23 protein-coding genes are annotated in these 22865 nt (G+C 70.0%); 14 read left to right on the top strand and 9 right to left on the bottom strand.

The genetic code is table 11. The annotated features are described in order from the left end of the window. Window positions 1-51 precede the first annotated feature (51 nt). From ACFVYA_RS18780 to ACFVYA_RS18740, 9 genes are all read left to right on the top strand, one after another. A complete protein-coding gene (locus ACFVYA_RS18780; RefSeq protein ID WP_285987406.1) occupies window positions 52-438 on the top strand; it encodes a nucleotide exchange factor GrpE in 387 nt (128 codons plus the stop codon). Beyond that, entirely contained in the window at window positions 435-2273 is a 1839-nt protein-coding gene (locus ACFVYA_RS18775) for a dynamin family protein (RefSeq protein ID WP_285987405.1), read from the top strand. The genes ACFVYA_RS18780 and ACFVYA_RS18775 overlap by 4 nt, the downstream gene beginning before the upstream one ends. A 101-nt stretch (window positions 2274-2374) precedes the next feature. Beyond that, window positions 2375-3076, top strand: coding sequence for a hypothetical protein (locus tag ACFVYA_RS18770; protein WP_285987404.1), 702 nt, complete (start codon window positions 2375-2377; stop codon window positions 3074-3076). A 349-nt stretch (window positions 3077-3425) separates the two neighbouring features. Beyond that, window positions 3426-5249, top strand: coding sequence for a phosphoenolpyruvate carboxykinase (GTP) (locus tag ACFVYA_RS18765; RefSeq protein WP_387046460.1), 1824 nt, complete (start codon window positions 3426-3428; stop codon window positions 5247-5249). A gap of 64 nt (window positions 5250-5313) precedes the next feature. Continuing rightward, complete coding sequence (locus ACFVYA_RS18760) at window positions 5314-6156, top strand: TIGR03621 family F420-dependent LLM class oxidoreductase (RefSeq protein WP_387046459.1); 843 nt, start codon at window positions 5314-5316, stop codon at window positions 6154-6156. A gap of 14 nt (window positions 6157-6170) precedes the next feature. Next, the gene (locus ACFVYA_RS18755; protein ID WP_387046458.1) at window positions 6171-7052 is read left to right on the top strand and encodes an LLM class F420-dependent oxidoreductase; all 882 of its coding nucleotides are present in this window, start codon (window positions 6171-6173) and stop codon (window positions 7050-7052) included. Then, on the top strand, window positions 7049-7654 hold the full coding sequence (locus tag ACFVYA_RS18750) for an ATP-binding cassette domain-containing protein (RefSeq protein ID WP_387046456.1): 606 nt from the start codon (window positions 7049-7051) through the stop codon (window positions 7652-7654). The genes ACFVYA_RS18755 and ACFVYA_RS18750 overlap by 4 nt, the downstream gene beginning before the upstream one ends. A 71-nt stretch (window positions 7655-7725) precedes the next feature. Next, complete coding sequence (locus ACFVYA_RS18745; protein ID WP_387046455.1) at window positions 7726-8982, top strand: hypothetical protein; 1257 nt, start codon at window positions 7726-7728, stop codon at window positions 8980-8982. Between the two features lie 31 nt (window positions 8983-9013). Then, window positions 9014-9592, top strand: coding sequence for an EndoU domain-containing protein (locus ACFVYA_RS18740; protein ID WP_387046454.1), 579 nt, complete (start codon window positions 9014-9016; stop codon window positions 9590-9592). Here ACFVYA_RS18740 and ACFVYA_RS18735 read toward each other — a convergent pair. From ACFVYA_RS18735 to ACFVYA_RS18725, 3 genes are all read right to left on the bottom strand, one after another. Then, entirely contained in the window at window positions 9589-10401 is an 813-nt protein-coding gene (locus ACFVYA_RS18735; protein ID WP_387046452.1) for a GNAT family N-acetyltransferase, read from the bottom strand. The two genes, ACFVYA_RS18740 and ACFVYA_RS18735, sit on opposite strands and share 4 nt — an antisense overlap. Window positions 10402-10410: 9 nt before the next feature. Further along, window positions 10411-10683 carry a helix-turn-helix domain-containing protein gene (locus ACFVYA_RS18730; RefSeq protein WP_043787181.1) on the bottom strand — a complete coding sequence of 91 codons (273 nt, stop codon included), beginning with the start codon at window positions 10681-10683 and terminating at the stop codon, window positions 10411-10413. A gap of 116 nt (window positions 10684-10799) precedes the next feature. Continuing rightward, window positions 10800-12419 carry an alpha/beta hydrolase gene (locus ACFVYA_RS18725; RefSeq protein WP_285987396.1) on the bottom strand — a complete coding sequence of 540 codons (1620 nt, stop codon included), beginning with the start codon at window positions 12417-12419 and terminating at the stop codon, window positions 10800-10802. A gap of 188 nt (window positions 12420-12607) precedes the next feature. Between ACFVYA_RS18725 and ACFVYA_RS18720 the strand changes: the two genes are divergently transcribed. Continuing rightward, complete coding sequence (locus ACFVYA_RS18720; RefSeq protein WP_387046451.1) at window positions 12608-12886, top strand: DUF3311 domain-containing protein; 279 nt, start codon at window positions 12608-12610, stop codon at window positions 12884-12886. Further along, window positions 12883-14538 carry a monocarboxylate uptake permease MctP gene (gene mctP, locus ACFVYA_RS18715; RefSeq protein WP_387046449.1) on the top strand — a complete coding sequence of 552 codons (1656 nt, stop codon included), beginning with the start codon at window positions 12883-12885 and terminating at the stop codon, window positions 14536-14538. The genes ACFVYA_RS18720 and mctP overlap by 4 nt, the downstream gene beginning before the upstream one ends. On the opposite strand, the gene ACFVYA_RS18710 is transcribed toward mctP, so the two are convergent. Then, window positions 14535-15122, bottom strand: coding sequence for a hypothetical protein (locus ACFVYA_RS18710; protein ID WP_387046447.1), 588 nt, complete (start codon window positions 15120-15122; stop codon window positions 14535-14537). The genes mctP and ACFVYA_RS18710 overlap by 4 nt on opposite strands. 32 nt (window positions 15123-15154) lie before the next feature. Here ACFVYA_RS18710 and ACFVYA_RS18705 point away from each other — a divergent pair, with 32 nt between their 5' ends. After that, window positions 15155-15730: a peroxidase-related enzyme gene (locus ACFVYA_RS18705; RefSeq protein ID WP_387046446.1), complete on the top strand. Its 576-nt coding sequence runs from the start codon at window positions 15155-15157 to the stop codon at window positions 15728-15730. Here ACFVYA_RS18705 and ACFVYA_RS18700 read toward each other — a convergent pair. From ACFVYA_RS18700 to ACFVYA_RS18685, 4 genes are all read right to left on the bottom strand, one after another. Then, on the bottom strand, window positions 15727-16656 hold the full coding sequence (locus ACFVYA_RS18700) for a GNAT family N-acetyltransferase (protein WP_387046444.1): 930 nt from the start codon (window positions 16654-16656) through the stop codon (window positions 15727-15729). The genes ACFVYA_RS18705 and ACFVYA_RS18700 overlap by 4 nt on opposite strands. Before the next feature lie 220 nt (window positions 16657-16876). After that, window positions 16877-17026 (bottom strand): hypothetical protein, encoded by a 150-nt coding sequence (locus ACFVYA_RS18695; RefSeq protein ID WP_167441331.1) that lies wholly within the window; start codon window positions 17024-17026, stop codon window positions 16877-16879. Between the two features lie 261 nt (window positions 17027-17287). Further along, window positions 17288-18478, bottom strand: coding sequence for an AAA family ATPase (locus ACFVYA_RS18690; RefSeq protein ID WP_387046442.1), 1191 nt, complete (start codon window positions 18476-18478; stop codon window positions 17288-17290). A gap of 155 nt (window positions 18479-18633) precedes the next feature. Then, on the bottom strand, window positions 18634-19368 hold the full coding sequence (locus tag ACFVYA_RS18685) for a TipAS antibiotic-recognition domain-containing protein (protein WP_387046440.1): 735 nt from the start codon (window positions 19366-19368) through the stop codon (window positions 18634-18636). A 171-nt stretch (window positions 19369-19539) separates the two neighbouring features. Here ACFVYA_RS18685 and ACFVYA_RS18680 point away from each other — a divergent pair, with 171 nt between their 5' ends. Next, entirely contained in the window at window positions 19540-20085 is a 546-nt protein-coding gene (locus tag ACFVYA_RS18680) for a DoxX family protein (RefSeq protein ID WP_285987387.1), read from the top strand. 48 nt (window positions 20086-20133) lie between these two features. On the opposite strand, the gene ACFVYA_RS18675 is transcribed toward ACFVYA_RS18680, so the two are convergent. Next, window positions 20134-21438, bottom strand: a complete 1305-nt coding sequence (locus tag ACFVYA_RS18675) for an acetyl-CoA C-acetyltransferase (protein ID WP_387046438.1) — start codon at window positions 21436-21438, stop codon at window positions 20134-20136. Between the two features lie 92 nt (window positions 21439-21530). On the opposite strand from ACFVYA_RS18675, the gene ACFVYA_RS18670 reads away from it, so the two are divergent. After that, window positions 21531-22865, top strand: a complete 1335-nt coding sequence (locus ACFVYA_RS18670) for a 3-oxoacyl-ACP reductase (protein WP_387046436.1) — start codon at window positions 21531-21533, stop codon at window positions 22863-22865.

Below are 22865 nucleotides of genomic sequence, written 5' to 3'. Positions count from 1 at the left end.
GTTCGCCCGGTTTCGCCACCGGCCGGCGCCGGAGTCCGCCAAACTGGGGTCATGGCGTGGTTTCGCAAGGACGGAACCGACGGCGGCGCGGCCGCGTCGGACACCGATGTGCACCCCTTGCAGCAGGTAAGCGATCTCGAGCGCGCCCTCGCCGATCGCCAGGCGCTGATCCAGATGTGCCTGTACGCCCTGGACCGTGCCCGCAGCGGCGGCGTCGTCGAACGCCTGGAAGAGGGGCTCGCCGCGATCGGCGTCCAGGCCCTGCGGCCCGACGGCGAGCGGTTCGACCCGGCTCGCCACGAAGCGGGCGGCGCGGTCCCGACCGAAGACCCCGCCCTCGAGGGCATCGTCGCCGAAACCGAGGTCACCGGCTTCGCCGACCACGACCGCCTGCTGCGCGCCCCGATCGTCACCGTCTACGCGAAGAAGAACCCGTGAGCGCACCGACCGCGCCGAGCCTGCCCACGCAGGTCGCCGCGACCCGAGACCAGCTGCTGACCGTCGTCCGCGACGCCGATCCGGACGCCGCCAAGTGGGTCGAGAGCATCCGGAGGGCCCGGCCGAAGAAGCCGGCCGTCGTGGTCGTCGGCGAGACGAACCGCGGGAAGAGCTCGCTGGTCAACGCGCTGCTGGCGCGGCCCGGACTGTCCCCTGTGGACGCCGACGTCGCCACCGCGACCTACCTGGTGTTCGACCACGCGGACGCCTGGGGCGCGCACGCCTGCTACCCCGGCCAGCTCGCCCCGGTGCCGATCGGTCTCGGCCAGCTGATCAACTGGGTCTCCGCCGCGCACGAGCTGCCGCCGGGCCAGCTCCCGCCGCGGTACGTCGAGGTCACCGGGCCGGTGCCGCTGCTGGAACGGCTTTCGCTGGTCGACACGCCGGGCGTCGGCGGGCTCGACTCGATGCACGGCGAGCTCGCCAAGGAAGCCGCCGCGGGCGCGACCGCGCTGCTCTTCGTCGTCGACGCGTCGGCGCCGTTCACCTCGACCGAGCTGCAGTTCCTGCGTGACGTCGGCGAGCGCGTGGAGACCGTCGTGTTCGCGCTGACCAAGGTGGACATGTTCCGCGGCTGGCGCGAGGTCATGGAGGCCGACCGGCAGCTGCTGCGCGAACACGCGCCCCGCTTCGCCGACGCGGTGTTCCACCCGGTATCGGCGCGGCTGTTCGAGACCGCGGCGAAGGCGCCCAACGAGCAGGTGGCCGCGATGCTGCGGGAGAAGTCCGGCGTCGCGGCCATCCAGACGGCGTTGCAGGAGCTGCTCGTCGGCCGCTCGGCGATGCTCGGCGAGGCGAACACGCTGCGCGCGCTGTCCAGTGCGCTCGGCGAGCTCAAGGCGAAGCTGCAGGCCGAGAGCCGGGCGTTGTCCGCGGGCGAGGCCGAGGCCGAGCAACTGCGCGAACGCCGTGACCAGCTGCAGGCCGAGCGCCGGAGCTCGACCCGCGGCTGGCAGCTGAAGCTGCGCGGCGAGGTGCAGCGCACCCGCGTGGAGGTCGGGCACGAGAGCAGCCGGCAGATGCGGGACGCGCAGACCCACTTCCGCCAGCTGATCGACGCGGCCAAGCGGGACGAGCTGGCCGCGCTGCCCCAGCAGGTCGACATCGCGCTGCAGACGACGTCCCAGCGGATTTCGATGCTGCTCTCGCAGCGGCTGAACCAGGTCACCAACGTCTCGCTGTCGGAGCTGTTCTCGCCCGAGGAGCTCGACGTCATCCGCGCGCAGTTCGCCCGGGCCGGCGGCCCGCCGGTGGTCCTGCGCCCGCCGGACAAGAAGCCGCCGACGGCCGAGGACAAGCTGCTCGTCTTCATGGGCATTTCCGGCGGCGTCGGGGCCGGCAAGGTCGCCGCGTTGCCGCTGGCCGGCGTCGCGATCCTCAACCCGGTCGTGCTGCCCGTGACGATCATCATCGGCCTCGGGGCCGGCTGGTGGATGGCCCGCACCCGCAAGCACGCGGCCGACAAGCAGCACATGAAGCAGTGGCTGGTCGAGGCCATCGCGGACGCCCGCTCGACGCTCGACCAGCTCGTCGCCGAGCAGCTCATCGAGGCCGAGCAGCAGCTGTCGATGGCCCTCGACGAGGCGCTGGGCCGGCGCATCGACGCGATCGAGGCCGAGCTGAAGGAAGTCGACAAGACGATCAAGATGGGTGCGCAGGAGCGGGCCAAGAAGATCGCCGTCGTGTCGAAGCGGCTCAAGGAGGTCAGCGACGGCCGAGACCGCGCCGAAGCCTTCCTGACGCGGATCCGGGCCCTCCGGGACAAAACGGCCTGATCCTCGGTCCGGTTGTGGAGCGGAACCGAACGGGCCTACGGTGAGTCATACCCTCAGACAGCAGGTCGGAGCGTGTTACCCGGTTCGAAGGGGGAAGTCCCATGTGGGTCGACGAGAGCGGCGGCAGCGACACCGACGCGAGCAGCCCGGACGCGATGAACGTCCACGTCGACGGCCAGGAGTACCAGGCCGAGGTCAACTACGACGTGAACGAAGACGGGGTGAACGACACCGCGATCATCGAGCACGACGACGGCTCGGCCCAGGCCTTCATCGACACGAACCACGACGGCGAGGCCGACCACTACGCCGTGCTGGACGAGAACGGGAAGGTCGTCGAGCAGGCCGTCTACGACGAGGCCAGCGGCCAGTGGGTGCACGACGGCTCCGGCGGCGGCCACGACGACTCCGGCACCGGCCGGGACGACAGCTCCGGCGGCCACATCCACGCCGACCTGCCGGACGGCGAGGTGGACGCCGGGGTCGCGACCATCGACACCGACCACGACGGGCACAACGACACCGCCATCGTCGAGACGAAGAGCGGCGGCACCATCGCCTTCACCGACAAGGACGGCGACGGCGAAGCGGACATCGCGGTGCAGACCGAGTCCGACGGCACGACCACGACGTTCGAGCACGCCGGCCCCGGCCAGTGGACCGAAGTCTCCAGTGGACTGATGAACGCCGGGACCGACGGCGACCCGGCCGCCGACGCCGCGTGGGGCGAGGCCGGCACGCAGACGCTGGAGGGCGTCGCGCGCATCGACTCCGGCACCGGGCAGTGGATTTCGCCGAACTGAAGGTGACCCAGGTCATAGTTTGAAAGCCCGAGGCTCCGGCCTCGGGCTTTCTTCATGTCGTCAATGAAAACGAGCAGGTCACAGGTGTGTCCCGAGCCACCGGAAGATTTTCAGCGAATACACCGATCAAGTGACATCTGAATCGATTCCCTTATCGTTCTTGTGAGAGAACCTACACGTCAGCTCTCGGTTACTCGCCGGTCATGCGGCTACTCTCGGGGAATCCCAAATCGCACACACCGGTTCGCCAGCCGGTGTGCGAAGCCATTCGGTCGCCGGCAATGACGCCCGCACCGGGACAACGTCGTTCCGGTGCGGGCGCATTTGTCGTCGGAAGTCAGGAGTAGAGATGACCGCAGTCGCCATCCCCGGACTGGACACCGCGCCGACGACGCACACCGGCGTGCTGTCCTTCGTCCGGGAGGTCGCCGAACTGACCACCCCGGACCGCGTGGTGTGGGTCGACGGGTCTGACGAAGAAGCCGCCCGGATCAACCAGGAGCTGGTCGAGGCGGGCACGTTCGTGCAGCTCAAGTCGAAGCCGAACTCCTTCTGGGCCACTTCCGACCCGGACGACGTCGCCCGCGTCGAAGACCGGACCTTCATCTGCTCGGAGCGTCCCGAGGACGCCGGTCCGACCAACAACTGGATGGACCCGGCCGAGATGAAGGCCACCATGACCGAGCTGTTCCGCGGCTCGATGCGCGGCCGCACGATGTACGTCATCCCGTTCTGCATGGGTCCGCTCGGTGACGACAATCCCAAGCTGGGTATCGAAATCACGGATTTCGCCTACGTCGTCGCTTCGATGCGCGTGATGACCCGCGCCGGCAAGGCGGCACTCGAGAAGTTCGTCGCGCCGGACGGCAGCGAGCGCGAATTCGTGCCCGCGCTGCACTCCGTCGGCCACCCGCTCGAACCGGGCGAGAAGGACGTTTCCTGGCCCTGCAACGAAACGAAGTACATTTCGCACTTCCCGGAGGAGCGCGCGATCTGGAGCTACGGCTCGGGTTACGGCGGCAACTCCCTGCTGGGCAAGAAGTGCTACTCGCTGCGCATCGCGTCGGTGATGGCCCGTGACGAGGGCTGGCTCGCCGAGCACATGCTGATCCTCAAGCTGATCTCGCCCGAGGACAAGGTCCACTACGTCGCGGCCGCGTTCCCGAGCGCCTGCGGCAAGACCAACCTCGCCATGCTGCAGCCGACGATCCCGGGCTGGCGCGCCGAGACGCTGGGCGACGACATCGCCTGGATGCGCTTCGGCGAGGACGGCCGTCTGTACGCGGTCAACCCCGAGTTCGGCTTCTTCGGCGTCGCGCCGGGCACCGACTGGCACACCAACCCGAACGCCATGCGCACGATCGAGAAGGGCAACACGGTCTTCACGAACGTCGCCCTGACCGACGACGGCGACATCTGGTGGGAGGGCATGGAGAACAAGCCCGCGCACGCCACCTCGTGGAAGCAGCAGGACTGGACGCCGGACTCCGACGAGAAGGCCGCCCACCCGAACTCGCGCTACTGCACGCCGATGTCGCAGTGCCCGATCCTCGCGCCGGAGTGGGACGACCCGAAGGGCGTGCCGATCTCGGCGATCCTGTTCGGGGGCCGTCGCAAGACCACGGTGCCGCTGGTGAACGAGGCCCGCGACTGGCAGCACGGCGTGTTCATGGGCGCCACGATGTCGTCGGAAACCACCGCCGCGGCGGCCGGCGCGGTCGGCAACGTGCGCCGCGACCCGATGGCGATGCTGCCGTTCCTCGGCTACCACGCCGGTGACTACTTCAAGCACTGGCTGAACCTGGGCAAGAACGCCGACGCGACCAAGCTGCCGAAGATCTTCTACGTCAACTGGTTCCGCCGCGGCGACGACGGCCGCTTCCTGTGGCCGGGCTTCGGCGAGAACTCGCGGATCCTCAAGTGGGTCGTCGAGCGCGTCGAGGGCAAGGGCAACGCCGTCGAGACGCCGGTCGGCTTCGTGCCGCGGGCCGAGGACCTCGACACCGAGGGCCTGACCGAGCCGATCGAGGACATCCAGGCCGCCCTGGACGTCAAGCCCGAGGAGTGGCGCGAGGAGGTGCCGCTGATCGAGGAGTGGTTCGCGAAGATCGGCGACAAGGTGCCGACCTCGCTGCGTGACGAGCTCGACGCGCTGGCCCAGCGCCTGCGCTGAGCTTTCCCGACCGCAGAAGGGGACGTCCCTCGGGACGTCCCCTTCTGCATGTAGCTTCGCGGCCATGAGACCGTTCCGCTTCGGGGTGGCGTTGTACGTGCCCGGCTCACGGGCCGATTGGGTGGCGAAGTGCCGCCAGGCCGAGGACCTCGGCTACGACGTCGTCGGGGTGGTCGACCACCTCGGCCGGGTCGCGCCGGTGCCCGCCCTGCTCCTCGCGGCCGAAGCCACCGAGCGGGTCCGGCTGAGCACCTACGTCCTCAACGCGAGCTTCCACAACCCCGTCCTGCTGGCGCGGGACCTCACCGGGCTCGACGAGTTCACCGGCGGCCGGGTGGAGATCGGGATCGGCGCCGGGTACGTCCGCGCGGAGTTCGAAGCCGCCGGGATGGACTGGGGCACCCCCGGCCGTCGGTTCCGGCGGCTCGTCGACGTGGTCACCGAGATCGAGGGCGCGTTCACCGGCCGCCCGCGGCCGCCGCTGCTGCTCGGCGGCCGCGGCGACCGGATGCTGACCTTCGCCGCCGCGCACGCCGACACCATCGCCCTCACCGGCACGGCGCCCGGCGCGGCCGAGGGACGGCTCGCCCTGGCCGGTTCCGCGGCACTCGCCGAGCGCGCCGCCTTCGTGAAGCGGGTGCTGGACGGCCGGGACGCCGAGCTGAACCTGATGGTCCACTTCGTCCGGATCACCGATGACCGGCGGGCGGCCCTGGAGGCGGCGCACCAGCTCGTGCCGCACCTCGGCGTCGAGGAGCTCGGCACGCTGGCCACGGTCCTCGCCGGCACGGCGGAAGCGGTGGCCGAGCAGCTGCTGCGGACTCGGGAGACCCTCGGCGTCAGCTACTTCACGGTGCTCGAAGACGACCTGACCAGGCTCGCCCCGGTGATCGAAAAGCTCCGTTGAGTACCTTGGTCGGCATGACTGGGGATTTCCGCTTCGGTGTCAACATGGTCGTGCCGGACAGCCGCGCCGCCTGGGTCGAAAAGTGCCGCAAGGCCGAGGACCTCGGCTACGACGTCCTGTCCGCGGCCGACCACCTGGGCATGGCGCCGCCGTTCCCGGCGCTCGTGCTGGCCGGCGAGGTCACTTCGCGCGTCAAGCTGAACACCTTCGTGCTCAACACGCCGTTCTACAACCCGGTGCTGCTCGCCCGGGACGTCACGGGCACTGACCAGTTCACCGGCGGACGGCTGGAGCTCGGGCTCGGCGCCGGGTACGTCAAGGAGGAGTTCGAGGCCGCCGGGATGCCGTTCCCGCCCGCCCGCGAGCGCGTCGACCACCTCGAGCGGACGATCGCCGAGCTCAAGCGGTCGTACGCCGACCCCGAGCACAAGCCCGCGCCCGCGCGTCCCGAAGGGCCGCCGCTGCTGCTCGCCGGCCGCGGCGACCGGGTCTTGACGCTGGCCGCCGAGCACGCCGACATCATCGGCTTCACCGGCACCACCAAGACGCCCGATGGCGCGCCACTGGCCGCGGCCGCGCCCGAGGAGGTCGACGAGCGGGTGGCCTTCGTCCGGGCGAGGCTCGGCGAGCGCGAGTCCGAGGTGGAGTTCAACCTCCTCTGCCAGTTCGTGAAGGTGACGAACGACCGCGCGGCCGGCCTGGCCGAGGTCGAGCAGCTCGCCGGCGGCCGGTTGACCGCCCAGGAGGCCGGCGAGCTGCCGGTGGCCCTCATCGGCACCCCCGCGCAGATCGCCGACCAGCTCCGCGGGCACCGGGAGCGGTTCGGCTTCAGCTACTTCACCATCCTGGAACCGTTCCTGGCGGAGTTCGCGCCGGTCCTCGAGCACCTCCGGTGATCGACGCGAAGGCGCTCGGCGTCCGGGCCGGCGAGCTGTGGCTGTTCGACGACCTCGACTTCTCCGTCGACCCCGGGGAGTGCGCCGCGATCGTCGGGCCCAACGGCGCCGGCAAATCGACCCTGATGCGCTGCTTCTACGGCATGCAGAAGCCGCAGCGGGGCCGTGTGCTGATCGACGGCAAGCTGCCGGACGAGCGGGACGTCGAGTTCCGGCGCAAGGTGTCGGTGCTGTTCGACGACTCCGACTTCTTCGCCGAGTTGACGCCGTTGCAGCACCTCGAGCTGCTGTCCGGTTCGTTCGGCGCCGACCTCGGCGACCACGAGGAACTGCTGCGCGACGCGGGCCTCGGCGAACGCGTGCGCGTGACGTCCGGGCACTTTTCCGCGGGCCAGCGCCGTCGCCTGCTGCTGCTCGGCGTCACCGCCCGGCCGCACCGGGTGCTCCTGCTGGACGAGCCGGAACGCGCGCTGGACACGGCGGGCAAGGAGTGGCTGGTCGAGGTGATCGCCCGGTCGACGGCGGCCGGCGCGGCGGTCGTGGTGGCCACCCACCACCCGCCGCTGCTGGAAGCCGCGGACAGCGTGCTCGAACTGTTTTGATGACACAGCGGCGCAAGGCGCCTCGGTTGAGGGCGGTGGTGGGGGCAAGGGTGGAGACGACCCCACGCCGGATGCGGATCCCGGGTCGCAAGCGGTTCGGCGGGATCTTCAGCGGTGATACCGCCGGCTTCGTCTTCCTGTTCGGCTTCGGGTTCCTGTTCACCGCGTTCTTCCACGTCGACGGCTGGCGGCCGGCGCTCTACGGGTCGTCCCTCGTGGACTTCCCGGCCGTGCTCGGCCTGCTGACGCTCTGCTGCGCGGTGGGCTGGCGCGGCCTGCTGCGGCGCGGCTTCGCGTGGGTCGAACCGGCCGAGCTGACCTGGCTCGACTTCGCGCCGGTCGACCGCGGCCGCGTCGTCACGCTGCGGCTGCTCGGCGCGTGGACCGGGGTGGTCGCGGTGACCGGCTACCTGGCCGCGCTGCTGCTCGCCGTCGGTGGCGCCGGGCTGGAGCAGTGGCGGGCGGCGGTCGCGATCGTCGCCGCGACCGGGGTGGCGGCCTTCGCTTCGGCTCGGCGGACTTCGCTGCGTCTCGACGCGCTGGGTCCGCTGGTGCTCGCGGTCCTCGGCTTGGGGATCGCCGCGCTCGGCCTCGGCCCGGCCACGGTCCAGTTCGTCGCGGCCGGGGTCCTGGCCGCCGCGCTGCCGCTCGCCTTCGGCGGCGAACCGGTGTCGCGCGCGGGCCGGGCGGCGCTGCTCGCCGGGTGGGACGGCCGGGTGCTGCGCTCGGTCGCCGTCACCTTCCTCGACCCGATGATGCTGCTCCCGCCGTCCGCGCCGACCGGCGGGCTTTCGCTGCGCCGCCCGACGCCGCTGCGGCTGGCCTGGGCGGGCACCCTCGGCCGGGCGCGGTACGCGGGCGCGGCGCTGCTGGTCGGCCTGGCGGTCGTCGTCGCGCACATCGCGGTGCCGACGGTGCCGGGCGCGGTCCTGATCGGCATCGGCGGGTACGTCGCGCTGACGCCGTTCGGCGGCGGGCTGGGCGAGCTCTGGCGCAACCCGGGACGCCGGCGGTGGGTGGGCTCGGCGGACCGGGCCCTCGTGCTGGCCCACGGCGTGGTGCTCGCCGGCGTCGGCCTGCTCTGGGCGGCAGCGCTCTTCGCGGTCACCCTCGCGGGTGGGACGTCGTTCGCCGCGATGGCGTGGCTCGCCGTGCCGCTGTCGGTGCTTTCGATCCTGCGCACGGTCACCCGGACCGCCGTTGACTACGCGAATCCCGCGTTCGTCGACACCCCGATGGGCCCGATGCCGGCCAACCTCGTCCGCCAGCTCTTCCGCGGTCTCGACCTTCAGGTCATCGGCATCGTGCTGCTCGCCGCCGCCGTTTGACCTACTCTCGGTGCGACGAAGGGAGCAGCGAGTGGGCGGCGGGCACGCACCGGGCGTCGGGCGCAGGGCGACCAGCGAGTTCCCGGCCGGCTGGACCGACGAGCAGATCATCTCCGTGGTCAAGGACGTCGCGAACGATCCGAGCGAGGCCCGGCGGCAGCAGCGCAACGGCCGCTGGCGCTGCGCCGGCGAGCGGTTCAACGTCCACCTGATCGTGCTGGTCGAGGACAACGGGCACGTGCACACCGCCTACCCGGTGGCCGGGCCGGGCGTGGTCCGCAACCCCGACACCGCGCGGGACCCGGCGAACCCGACGGTCGCCGACCTCAAGGGCAACCGGATCAGCTTCTTCGCCGACAGCGTGCTGACCACGATCGGCAACCGGCTCTCCCCGGAGGACTACACGCACTACCGGACGCTGCTGTGGGCCGGCGAGTGGGAGGAACTGGCCGACGTGCTGGCCGCGCACGCGTTCCGGGTCGGCTTCGGCTTCTCCGCCGACGAGTTCTCCGACTTCGAGAAGCTGCTCAACAGCTACGACCTGCCGGTGCCCGGGTGCGTGTTCCTCAACGACCGCGAGCACATCCTCAAGCAGCTGCGGCCGCTCTAGCGGAAGTCGTACCCGCGGAAAGTGGCGATCGGGACGAAGCCGAGGCGCCGGTACAGGGCGTTGCCGGTGACGTTGGCGGGATCGCTGTAGAGGACGACGTCCGTCGCGCCCGCCGCCAGGGCGGCCCGGCTCACGGCGGCCGTCACGGCGCCCGCGTAACCCCGGCCGTGGGAACGGGCCGGGGTGTAGACGGGGTCGACCCGGACCATGCCCGCCAGCACCGGGGTCGAGCCCGCCATGGCGACGGGCGAGTCGGTCTCCCAGAACGTGAACTGCTTGTCGGCGAAGTTCGAGGCGGCCCAAGACCGCTCATCGGTGATGGGCGCTTGCCCGACTGCGGTGGCGAACTCGCTGCACCAGCGGATGATCTCCGCGCGGTCCCGCGCGTCCACGGCGCGGCCTTCGGGCATCGGCTCCGGCGGGCTGAGCGTGCCCAGCCGGTGGAGCCGGACCCGCATGCCGGGCACCGGCACCGCGTCGGTGCGCCGCTGCCACGCTTCGGCGAAAGCGGTGGCGGAGTCGTCGTCCGCGGTCACTCCGGACAACGACCGGCCGGCCAGTTCGGCGGCGAGGGCGTCGGCCTGCTCGGGTGCGACCGAAGTCAGGACCAGGCGTTGCGATGGACGGCGGTAGAAGATCGCGCTGACCTCGCCGTCCTCCAGCCAGCCGAAGAGCGTGCCCGGTTCCCCGTGCGTCCGCAGCTTCTCGAGCCGGGTCAGCTGCGAGGTGTGCAGCGCGGGCCGCGAGCGCAGGAAGTCGCCGGTCCGGGCGAGGAAGCCGTCGATGTCTTCGGTGAGGCGCCAGGGCATTTCCGCTGGTCAGCTCGCCTGCGAAAGTGGCGGTGACGCGGCGGGCGTGACGGCCGCGCGCAGCTCCTCCAGCGGCAGGCCGACGGCGTCGGCGATGGCCGCGACCGTGAAGAACGCCGGTGTCGGGATACGGCCGGTCTCGATCTTCCGGAGCGTCTCGACCGAGATCCCCGCCTCCGCGGCGACGTCGACCATGCTCCGGCCGGCTCGCGCCGCGCGCAGCGCCTGGCCGAGGCGTTCGCCTCGTTCGCGCTCTTCATCCGTAAGCGGTACGCGCACCATGGGTGGCATTCTAATACCACCCGAGTTGTCCACCGCCTGTGGATAACTCTGTGCACAGGTGTGGAAAAGGCCCCGCCGAGCCGAAGCTCGACGGGGCCCCACCACATCTAGTGCCCTCAGGCGCCCGCGGGCACCGGAAGTGGCATGCCGGGCAGGCTCTGGTCGTTCGGCACCACGCCGTCGACGAGGTAGGCTTCCACGACCTTGTCCACACCCGCGTTGCCGCCGGCGTAGATGCCGTGGTCACCCTCGCCGGTGATGGTCAGCATCCGCGAACCCGCGAACGCCTTGTGCGCGCGCCGCGCGCCCTCGATCGGCGTCGCCGGGTCGTGCTCCGACTCGACGATCAGCACCGGCGGGACACCCTTGCCGTCCAGCACCGGGAGCGGGGACGGCGGCTTCTTCCAGAACAGGCACGGCTGGATGAACCAGCCGGCACCCAGGAGCGGCAGCTGCTGGTCGATCAGCTTCTGCGAGTCCCGGATGGCGCTGTTGGGCGAGCCGGTCCACGGACCCTCGTTGCACGGGATGGTCCAGAAGCTGGCGTCGTAGGAGTCGCCGTCGGCCGGCACCATCAGCGGCTGCGGGCCGTAGGTGACGGTGCTCTTGTCGCCGGCCTTGACCTTCTGCGCGGCCGAGGACTTGGCCTGCGCCGAAGCGGTGCCCTGGGTCAGCGTGCGGACGCTGACCAGGTAGTCGGCCAGGCCGGGGAAGGCACGCTTGGAGTAGATCTGCGACGCGATGAACGAGTCCAGGCCGTTGGCCGAGACGGTCGAACCGTCGGGCAGGGTGACCGCGCCCTGGGTCAGGGCGTAGCGGACCTGCTCGTAGGTCTGGCGGGCCGCCTCACCGGTGGTGCCGAAGTGGTAGAGGCTGTCGTACTTCGCCACCCACGGGAGGAAGTCGGACCGGAAGCGGCGCTCGAAGCCGAGCGGCTGCCAGTCGAACGACTTCTGCCAGGTCGTGGTGAACTCGGTCGCCGAGTCGAGCACGAACCGGCCGGTGCGGGTCGGGTAGGCCTGCGCGTAGTGCGCGCCCATCCAGGTGCCCGCGGAGTAACCGACCCAGTTGATCTTGTCGCGGCCGAGCAGCACGCGCAGCAGGTCGATGTCCTTGACCGTCTGGTCGGTGTTGATCAGCGGGCCCAGCTCGCCGGACTTCTGCTGGCAGGACAGTGCCGCGTACTTCGTCGCCTGCAGGATCAGGTTCAGGTTGCCGCGGTCGCGGTCACGCGGGTCCAGGTCCGCGCCGGTCCCGATGGCGCCGCCGCAGGTGATGTTGGTGCTCTTGCCGGTGCCGCGCGGGTCGAACCCGACGATCTCCTGATGCTCGCGCAGCTTCGGCTGGTTGCGCAGGCGGGCCGGGAAGTTGCGGCCGGGCGCGCCGGGGCCACCGGGGTTGGTGACGACGCTGGCGGTCGCGTCCTTGGTCGCCTTCAGGCGGCTGACCGCGATGGTCAGGTCGATCTGGGCGTTCGCCTGGTACCAGTTGCGCGGGGTCTTGTAGGTCGCGCACTCCATGTCCTCGGCACCCGCGGGCGGGGCCGTCGGCAGCTCGGAGGGGACAGCGCACTTGTGCCAGTCGAGCTTCTGGTTCGCGTACTGCGCCGGGATGTTCGTGGAGTTCAGCGGCTGCTTACCGGCCGCGACCTCCTGACCTGCGAACGCAGGCGTGAACCCGGCCAGCAGGGTGCCGGCGATGGCCGGGATCACCACCGCGTAGCGGAGTCGTGTCATACGGTTGCCCCTTTTGGGTTTGCGCGTGCGGAGTCGGGCTATTGATATAGGGCTCGCGATGGTGGGGCAACCGACGTTGGTCGGCATCGGCGGCCGGGGCGATCAAATCGATATCGGACAGACGTGACGCGCCGTCACCGAGGTCATAAGGTCAGGCAGTCGGTTACGGGAGTGTTAGGTGAGGTCCGATGTCGACTGTGAAGCACGACGGAAAGGTGCGCGGGTTCCAGTTCAGCCCGTGGAACCTGCTCCTGATCGTCCCGCTGCTGGTCCTGGTCACGCCATTGTTCAACATGGACGGTCCACGGTTGTTCGGGATGCCGTTCTTCTACTGGTTCCAGTTCCTCATGGTCGGCGTCGGGGTGCTGAGCACCTTGATCGTCTTCGTGATGACGCGGGACAAGCCGACCGTTGACGCCGCGGACAAGCTGAGCGTCGAGGACCTGGACGAGGGGGGCGCTCGATGAGCAACCTGCAGTGGCCCGAGCTGATCATCTTCACGATCTTGTTCGCCCTGGTCACCGTGCTCGGCTTCATGGCGTCCCGCTGGCAGCGGGGCGGCGCGCTGGACCACCTGGACGAATGGGGCCTCGGCGGCCGCAAGTTCGGCTCGTGGGTCACCTGGTTCCTGCTCGGCGGTGACCTCTACACGGCGTACACGTTCGTCGCGGTGCCCGCGCTGGTGTTCAGCGCCGGCGCACTGGGCCTCTACGCGCTGCCGTACACGATCGTCGTCTACCCGATCGTGCTGCTCCCGGCGTTGCGGATGTGGTCGGTTTCGCGGGTGCGCGGCTACGTCACCCCGGCCGACTTCGTGCGCGGCCGCTTCGGCTCGCCGATCCTCGCGCTGCTGGTCGCGATCACCGGCATCGTCGCGACCATGCCGTACATCGCGCTGCAGCTGGTCGGCCTCGAAGCCGTGCTGCGGACGATGGGCATCAACGGCTCCGGTGTCGTCGGGCACCTGCCGCTGCTGGTCGCCTTCGTGATCCTGGCCTTCTACACCTACCAGTCCGGCCTGCGGGCGCCTGCGCTCATCGCGTTCGTCAAGGACATCCTGATCTACATCGTGATCCTGGTGGCGATCATCTACCTGCCCTCGAAGCTGGGCGGCTGGTCGCACATCTTCGACGCGGCGGCGAAGAAGCTCGGCACGCCGAACCCGACCACCGGCAAGCCGGCCGGGTCGATCCTGCTCACGGCCAACAACCAGCTGCAGTACGCGACGCTGGCACTGGGCTCGGCGCTCGCGCTGTTCCTGTACCCGCACTCGCTGACCAGCGTGCTGGCCTCGCGCGGCCGCAGCGTGATCAAGCGGAACATGGTCGCGCTGCCGGCGTACTCGCTGGTGCTCGGCCTGCTGGCGCTGCTCGGGTACGTGGCGATCACGGCCGGCGTCAAGCCGCTGACGAACGCGGCCACCGGCAAGGCGGACGGCAACACGATCGTCCCGGTCCTGTTCGACAGCCAGTTCTCGTCCTGGTTCGCCGGCATCGCGTTCGCCGCGATCGGCATCGGTGCACTGGTGCCGGCCGCGATCATGTCGATCGCCGCGGCCAACCTGTGGACGCGCAACATCTACAAGGAATACATCCGCAAGAACGCGACACCGCAGGAAGAGGCGAAGCAGGCGAAGCTGGCTTCGCTGGTCGTGAAGCTCGGCGCGGTGGCCGTGATCATCCTGATCGACCCGCAGTTCTCGATCGACCTCCAGCTCATCGGCGGCGTCCTGATCCTGCAGACGCTGCCGGCCGTGGCGCTCGCGCTGTACACGCGCTGGTTCCACCGCTGGGGCCTGATCGCGGGCTGGGTCGTCGGCATCGGCTGGGGTCTGATCATGCTGTACGGCATCCCCAACCCGGCCAACGGCAAGCAGCACTTCGGTGGTTCGGCGCTGTCACTGGGCAACCTGTCGCTGCTCGGCTGGCACCCGTTCGCGGGTTCGGCGGTCCAGATCTACGTCGGGTTCGTGGCGTTGATCGGCAACCTGGTGATCGCGGCGATCGTCACGGTGATCGCCCGGCAGATGAAGGTCTTCAACGGCACCGACGACACGGAGCCCGAGGACTACCACACCGACGAGCACGACAAGAACCTGCGCCCGATCGGTGTCCACTAAGGACGGTTCTTGAGCACGAGCGTCCGCGAGACGAGGTAGAGCACCACGCCGTTGAGCAGGTGCCAGAGGAAGTGCGTACCGACCGGGACGTAGCCGCACACGTCCCGGTCGAGTGCGCGCAAGCTCAACGAGAGCGCGAAAACGGCGCCCGCCACGGCGAAGTGCGTCCAGTAGGCGTCACGGGCGAAGGCGAGTACGGCGGCGAAGGCGGCTAGGCCGATCAAAGCGCCCAGGTAGAGCCCGCCGCCCAGCAACGCCGTGACGACGGTCAGCGCGAGGAACGCGGGCGCGGCTAGCCACGCGTGTCGTGGGCTCCAGTACCGGCGCGCGAACAGCATGAACCCGAGGATCGCCACGGAATCCGCGACGGCGGCCCACCGCGTCGCCAGCAGGTGGAAAACGGTGCTCGCGACGAAGACGAGCCCGATCAGCCCGGCGAGCACCCGCCCGGTCCGGTCCCCGTTGGCCAGCCGCCACACGAGCACGGCGGCGACGAGGAAGGCGAGGTTGCTGAGACTGTTGAGCGGCTCACCCCAGAGGCCAGGCGCAACACGTTCGCAGTACCCGTCGACGTAGTCCGTCACGCCGACAGCCAACCACGGCTAGCGTGAAGGGAATGAGCGATGCGGTGAGCCGATTCCCGATCACGGAACTCGAAGACCTGCCCGAGGACCTGCGCGAGCGCATCGGCGGGATCGCGGAGAAGTCCGGGTTCGTGCCGAACATCTTCCGCGCGCTCGGCCACCGCCCCGCCGAGCTGCGTGCGTTCCTCGACTACCACGACGCGCTGATGGAACGCGCCGGCGGACTCGGCAAGGCCGAGCGCGAGCTGGTCGTCGTCGCCACGTCCGGCGCCAACCACTGCACCTACTGCGTCGTCGCGCACGGCGCCATCCTGCGCATCCGCGCGAAGGACCCGGAACTGGCCGACCGGGTGTCGAGCAACCCGTGGCAGGTCGAACTGGACGAACGCGGCCGCGCGATCGTCGACCTGGCACTGGCGCTCGCCCAGGACTCGGCCCTGTTCGGCGAAGGAGACCTTGAAGCCGCCCGCAACGCCGGGCTGACCGACGACGAGATCTGGGACGTCGGCGCGATCACGGCGTTGTTCGCCATGTCGAACCGGCTCGCCCACCTCACCGCGCTCCGGCCGAACCCCGAGTTCTTCCTGCTCGGCCGGGTCCCGCGCTAGAACTCGAGGCGCCAGGTCTCGTCGGTCAGCTTCGGTCCCCAGGTGTCGAAATCCTCGGTGGCGACGAGTTCGAACCCGGCCGCCCGGTACAGCGAACGCGCTGCGTCGAGGATGGAGACCGTCGACAGCTCCATCGCCCGGTAGCCGTGTGCCCTGGCGAACTCCACGCACTCGGTGACCAGCCGCTTGCCCACGCCGTGCCCGCGGGCCGACGGCTCGAGCAGCAGCAAGCGGAGCTTCGCCGTGTCCGCGTCCGGCCCGCGGGTGCACGCGATGCTGCCGGCCCGCTCGCCGTCCAGCTCCGCGATCCAGAGGGCCTGCCGCTGATCGTGGTGGGTTTCGGCGAAGTCCGCGACGATCCGGGCGACGAGCGCCTCGAACCGGGCGTCGAAGCCGTACTCGCGGGCGTAGAGCGCGCCGTGCCGTTCCACCACCCAACCGAGGTCACCCGGTCGTGGCGGGCGGAGAACGAGGGCCGGGTCGCGGCGGCGGTCACCGACCAGGTCGCCGATCGTGTGCATCGCGGCCAGCAGGCGCTGCTGGTCTTCGTCGGCGAAGCGGCGCAGCAGCCCGCCGATCTGGTCGGTGGAGCGGCGGTTCAGCACCGCGAAGGCGTCCCGGCCCGCCGCGGTCGGCCGGACGAGCTGGCGGCGGGCGTCCTCCTCGGACCGTTCGCGCACGATCAGCCCGCGGGATTCGAGCCGCGCGAGCAGCCTGCTGGCGTAGCCGGCGTCGAGGTCGAGACGTTTCCGCAGGTCCGTCACCGGCAGCGGGTCCTGGTGGGCGAGCTCGAAGAGCACGCGGGCTTCCGGCAGCGAGTACTCGGCGTCCGCCGGCCCTTCGTCGAGCACGCCGATGACGCCGGTGTAGAGCCGGTTGAAGGCACGGACCGCGGCCACGCGGCCGGCCAGCTGAGCGTCGTTCATTGACCACCTCAACAAGTTCGTTGACGAAGTCAAAGATTACTCGGTAGGGCGGCGCCGGCAAGGGGATTTCGGACATGGGAAACCCCGCGATGCTGCCAGGTCGGGGGTCCGCCAGCATCACGGGGTCGTAGGGGGTATCGACACCCCTTCGGGTGGCGTTACACCTTCATCAGTTTGTGGCATAGGTCACTCGAATGGGCGACCGCCACGGGGTGAGAGATCAGCGCATGTACGCGGAGCGAGCCTGCGCGATCGCGATGAGTTCCTGACGGACCGTCGCAGTGGCGGCGGTGTCGATCGCCCGGTTCAGCGCCCGGCGAGTGCGAACCTCGGCGCGACGGGCACGGAGCTTGGCGGCGATGTTGTTCATCGGTGTCTGCATCCCCTTCAGAGGGTCTAGGTGGCTTGTGCTTCTAGTATGCACCTTTTTTCACAAGGAAGCCAACGAATATCCGGTGATGTGGCGCACTCGCCGATGAATTGTCGGCAAAAGTGGGCATAGGCCGGAGACATCTGGGGTGGCGGCGGTCACGGCGAAGCAACCCGCTACAGCTATCTAGGCATCTATAGCGAATAGGCAAGATTTGTGTAGCGAGCCGGATAGACCGCGAGACAGCAGGAAAAGCCCAGGTCAGTCGCGGCCGAGCAGGTAGTGGCCGAAGTGCGGGACGGTGAAGGCGATCTGTCCCCGCTCGGCGGAGTACACGAGGCCCTTCTTCATCAGGCTGTCGCGCGCCGGCGACAGCGACGACGGCTTCCGCCCGAGGAACACGGCGACGTCGGCGGTGCCGGCGGGCTCGTCGCGGCCCTGGGTCAGCGAGGCCATCGCCTGCAGGTACTCCCGCTCGGCCGGCGTCGCGCGTTCGTAGCGTGACCCGAAGAAGCCGACCGCCAGCTCCGACTCCGCCTCGGGCGCCGCGACCTGGACGTCCTTGACCGTGATCGGGTCGGACGGCGCGGCGTCCCAGGCCGCCTTGCCGTAGGCCTGGATGAAGTAGGGATAGCCGCCGGACGCGTCGAAGAGCGCGTCGAGGGCTTCCGGCTCGATGCCGGCGTCCTCGCGCTCGATCGGCGCCATCACGGCGAAGTCGGCGTCCTCCCGGCTGAGCCGGTCGATGCGCGCGAACCGGAAGAGCCGCTCGGAGTAGGACTTCGACGCCGAAAGCACCGCGGGCACGTGCGGCAGCCCGGCCCCGACGACGACGAGTGGCGCACCGGACTGGGACAGCTCGTGGCAAGCCGCGCACAACGCCGAGACGTCGTCCGGCTGCAGGTCCTGGATCTCGTCGATGAGCACCGCGACGCCGGTGCCGACGTCGGCGGCCAGCTCGGCGACGTCGGTGAACAGCTCGACGAGGTCGATCTCGATGTCCCCGGAGTCGGCCCGCCCCTGCGCGGCGGGCACGTCGATGCCTGGTTGCCACCGGTCGCGCAGCTTGGCGTCGGGCTTGTTGGCCCGCAGCGCGAACGCCTTCAGGACGCCGAGCACCTCTTCGACCCGATCCGGAGCGCGGTGCCGCACGGCGAGGTCCCGGATGGCCCGGTGCAGCGCGGCCGACAGCGGCCGCCGCAGTTCGGCGTCCGGCCTGGCTTCGATCTTCCCGGCGCCCCACTTGTGCCGCACGGCCATCGCCCGCAGTTCCCCGAGGAGCACGGTCTTCCCGACCCCGCGCAGCCCGGTGAGCACGAGACTGCGTTCGGGTCTCCCCCGCGCAACCCGCTCCAGCACCACTTCGAAGGCTTTGAGCTCACGCTCGCGCCCGGCCAGCTCGGGCGGCCGTTGCCCGGCGCCCGGCGCGAAGGGGTTGCGGATGGGGTCCACTCTGCCAAGTTATCGGCGTTTCTAGCGTGAGCCCGATATTCCGCCATAGACAGCTAGCGCGTGTCGCCGAGGTTGGCCCGGATGGCCGTACATAGAGACGAACAGGTCTGCAGCCCTGCTCGTCCCTACCCCCAGTGCGCCCTTACGACGCGCGACTAGTCACTGAGGTTCCGTTCCGCGTAGATCTTCATCGCATCCCGGACGAACTCGGCCGTCGCGCCTTCGAGTCCGTAGCGCGGGTCGTCCACGTACAACTGCCCGAGTCCCGCGAAGTACCCCGCCGACACCGACGAGACCGCCGGCCGCAGCCACTCGTGCAGCCGTCGCGTGATCGCCTGGACCTCGCCGGAATCCGGCGTCGAACCCGAAGCGTGCGCCGCGCCGAACGCCGCCGCGATGTCGAGCTGCTCCTGCTGGTGGGCCTTCTTCTCCTCGGCCGACAACGAACTCCACCACTGGTCGCCGCGCCGGTACGCGTCAGCGCCCCATCGTGAAGTCACTTCCTTCTCGTACTTCGTGTGGTCGAAGCCGTCGAAGACTTCTTCTGCCATCAGTCGTTCACCTCCCTTCAGTTTCCGGAGGGTCGTGCGGACCGACTCGATCTGCCGTCCGATCCGCCGCTGCTCCTCTTCGAGCAGCTCCAGGTGGGTCTCGAGCGCCGCGGCGCTGTCGCGCTGCCCGTCGAGCACCTCGGCGATGGCCGGGAGCCCGAGGCCGAGCTCGCGCAGCAGCAGGATCCGCTGCAGCCGGACGAGCGCCTGCTCGTCGTAGTAGCGGTAGCCGTTGCCGCCGATCCGGCTGGGCTCGAGCAGCCCGACCGCGCCGTAGTGGCGCAGCGTCCGGCTCGTGGTCCCGGCCGAGCGGGCGATGTCCTGGATCGACCACTCCATGTCCTCGACGATAGAAGTTGACGCTGCGTCAAGGTCAACCGCTAAAGCTTTATAGGACTATCTAGAACTTTCACGATATTTTCGCAGAAAGCCCGATGAGGATTCGAGCACGGGCCGAGCGGGCATCCACGGAGTAGGTTCGACCAGGCAGCGGCCCGTACGAGGAAGGCTATGACCGTGATACTCCGTCGAGTGGCACGTCCACTGCTCGCCACGATCTTCGTGACGGGCGGGATCAATGCGCTGAGGCAGGCCGAGGGGCACGCCAAGGCGGCGGAACCGTTCCTCAACAACGCGTTCGAGAAGTTCGGCGACGTCGTGCCGGAGCAGGTTCCCCGTGACCCGGTGACGCTCGTCCGGATCGACGCCGCGGTGAAGATCGGCGCCGGTCTCGCGTTCGCGGCCGGCAAGGCGCCGCGGCTCGCGGCGGGGCTGCTCCTCGGCAGCCTGGTGCCGACGACGCTGTCGACGCACAGCTTCTGGACCATCAAGGACCCGGGCGAGCGCCAGCAGCAGCAGATCCAGTTCTTCAAGAACGCGAGCCTGGCCGGTGGCCTGCTGCTCGCGGTCAGCGACACGCACGGGAAGCCGTCGGCGGCTTGGCGGGCGCGGCACGCCGCGAAGGACGTCGGCGCCGCGGCCGGGAAGCTGAGCCGCAAGGCCGAGAAGCGCGCGAACAAGCTCGCGAAGCGGGCGCAGAAGGTGCTCCCCAACTGACCATCGAAAAGGGCCGTCCCCCGCGGGGGACGGCCCTTTCGCGTGCGGTTACTTCTCCAGGATCGCGGTGACGCCCTGGCCGCCGGCCGCGCAGATCGAGATCAGGCCGCGGCCGGACCCCTTCTCGTGCAGCAGCTTCGCCAGCGTCGCGACGATCCGGCCGCCGGTCGCGGCGAACGGGTGCCCGGCCGCCAGCGAGGACCCGTTGACGTTGAGCTTCGCCCGGTCGATCGCGCCGAGCGGCGCGTCCAGCTCCAGCTTCTCCTTGGCGAACGCCGGGTCCTCCCACGCCTTGAGCGTCGCCAGCACCTGCGACGCGAACGCCTCGTGGATCTCGTAGAAGTCGAAGTCCTGCAGCGAGAGCCCGGCCCGCGCGAGCATCCGCGGCACGGCGTACGCGGGCGCCATCAGCAAGCCTTCGTCGCCGTGGACGTAGTCGACGGCCGCCGTCTGCGAGAACGTCAGGTAGGCCAGCACCGGCAGCTTGTGCGCCTTCGCCCACTCGTCGGTGGCGAGCAGGACCGTCGAGGCGCCGTCGGTCAGCGGCGTCGAGTTGCCCGCCGTCATCGTGCCGTCCGGGCCGCCGAAGGCCGGCTTGAGCTTGGCGAGCTTCTCCGCGGTCGAGTCCGGGCGCAGGTTCTGGTCGCGCGCGAGCTTGAGGAACGGCGTCACGAGGTCGTCGAAGAACCCGCGGTCGTAGGCGGCGGCCAGCTTCTGATGGCTGCTTGCGGCCAGTTCGTCCTGCGCCTCGCGGGTGATCTCCCAGACCTTGGCCGTCAGCGCGGCGTGCTCGCCCATCGACAGCCCGGTGCGCGGCTCCTCGTTGCGCGGGATCGCCGGGACGATGTGCCCGGGCCGGATCTTCGCGACGAGCTTGAGGCGGTCGCCGAGCGTCTTGGCCGCGTTGAGCTGGATGAGGATCTGGCGCAGGTCCTCGTTGACGGCGAGCGGCGCGTCGCTGGTGGTGTCGACGCCGCCGGCGATGGCCGAGTCGAGCTGGCCGAGCGCGATCTTGTTGGCGACGTTGACGATCGCCTGCAGCCCGGTGCCACACGCCATCTGGACGTCGGACGCGGGCGTCGCGGGCGAAAGCTTGCTGCCCAGCACGCTCTCGCGGGCCAGGTTGAAGTCCTTCGAGTGCTTGAGCACCGCGCCGGCGGCGACCTCGCCGATCACCTCGCCCTGCAGCGAGAAGCGGCTGACCAGGCCGTCGAGGGCGGCGGTGAACATGTCCTGGTTCGACGCCTTCGCGTACGGGCCGTTGGACCTCGCGAAGGGGATCCGGTTGCCCCCGATGATCGCGACCTTGCGTACCGCGGGCGCCTGCTTTGAATGTCGCGGTTTCGGTGGCATGACTTCACCTCTCTGGTCGTGTCCCTCACACTGTAACCTACTAGCGAGTAGGTTAGACTCCGACGTGACGCAGACTGCACGGGAGGCAACCGATGGCTGACAGGTACCAGCAGTTCACGAAAACCCCGGTGGGGAAGTTCGTGGTGCCGAAGCTCGGCCTGCCCAATCCCGCGACGCTGCGCCGGTACAAGCCCGGGCAACCCGCTCTCGAGGGTCCCGCACTCCTGGGCGCCGCGCCCGGCGGACGGCTGGAGAAGACCCTTCGCGACCAGATGGCCGACGCCGGCATCGAGGTCATCACCACCGCGGCCGACCGGCACGCGGCGCTGGTCTTCGACGCCACGGGCGTCACCGACCCCGCGCGCCTGCGCGAGGTCTACGACTTCTTCCACCCGGTGATCCGCAGTGTCGGCCCGTCCGGCCGGGTGGTCGTGCTGGGCACGCCGCCGGAGCAGGTCGAGGGCCGCGAGCGGATCGCGCAGCGCGCGCTCGAAGGCTTCATCCGTTCGGTGGGCAAGGAGCTGAAGCGCGGCGCCACCGCCCAGCTCGTGTACGTCGCCGACGGCGCCGAAGAGGCAACGGACTCGACGCTGCGCTTCCTGCTCTCGGCGAAGTCGGCGTTCGTCGACGCGCAGGTGATCCGGATCGGCACCGAGGGCAAGACGGCTTCCGCGCCCGCGAACTGGGAAAAGCCCCTGGACGGCAAGGTCGCGCTGGTCACCGGCGCGTCCCGCGGCATCGGCGCGGCCATCGCCGAAGCGCTGGCCCGCGACGGCGCGCACGTCGTCGCGCTCGACATCCCCGCCCAGGGCGGTGACCTGTCGAAGGTGGCGAACAAGGTCGGCGGGTCGTCGCTGCAGCTCGACATCACTTCGCCGAGCGCGCCCGCGAAGCTCGCGGAGTACCTGAAGGAGCGTCACGGCGGCGTCGACATCGTCGTGCACAACGCGGGCATCACGCGCGACAAGACGCTGGGCAACATGAGCGAGAGCGCGTGGGACTCGGTGATCGCCGTCAACCTCGCTTCGCAGCTCGCGGTGAACGACAAGCTGCTCGCCGATCGCGTGCTGAACGAGAACGGCCGCATCATCGGCGTCTCGTCGATCGCGGGCATCGCCGGCAACGTCGGCCAGACGAACTACGCGACGTCGAAGGCGGGCGTGATCGGCATGGTGAACGTCGGCGCGCCGCAGCTGGCGGCGTACGGCGGCACGATCAACGCCGTCGCGCCCGGGTTCATCGAAACCAAGATGACGGCCGCGGTCCCGCTGTTCATCCGCGAAGCCGGCCGGCGGCTGTCCAGCCTCGGCCAGGGCGGCCTGCCGGTCGACGTCGCCGAGACGATCGCCTGGTACGCGAACCCGGCGTCGGCCGCGGTGAACGGCAACGTGGTCCGCGTCTGCGGCCAGGCCCTGCTGGGGGCCTGA

The organism is Amycolatopsis sp. NPDC058278, assembly GCF_042881395.1.
Classification (GTDB): domain Bacteria; phylum Actinomycetota; class Actinomycetes; order Mycobacteriales; family Pseudonocardiaceae; genus Amycolatopsis.
The sequence above is the reverse complement of the archived record's forward strand: the minus strand, read 5'-3'. Positions and strand labels throughout refer to the sequence as shown.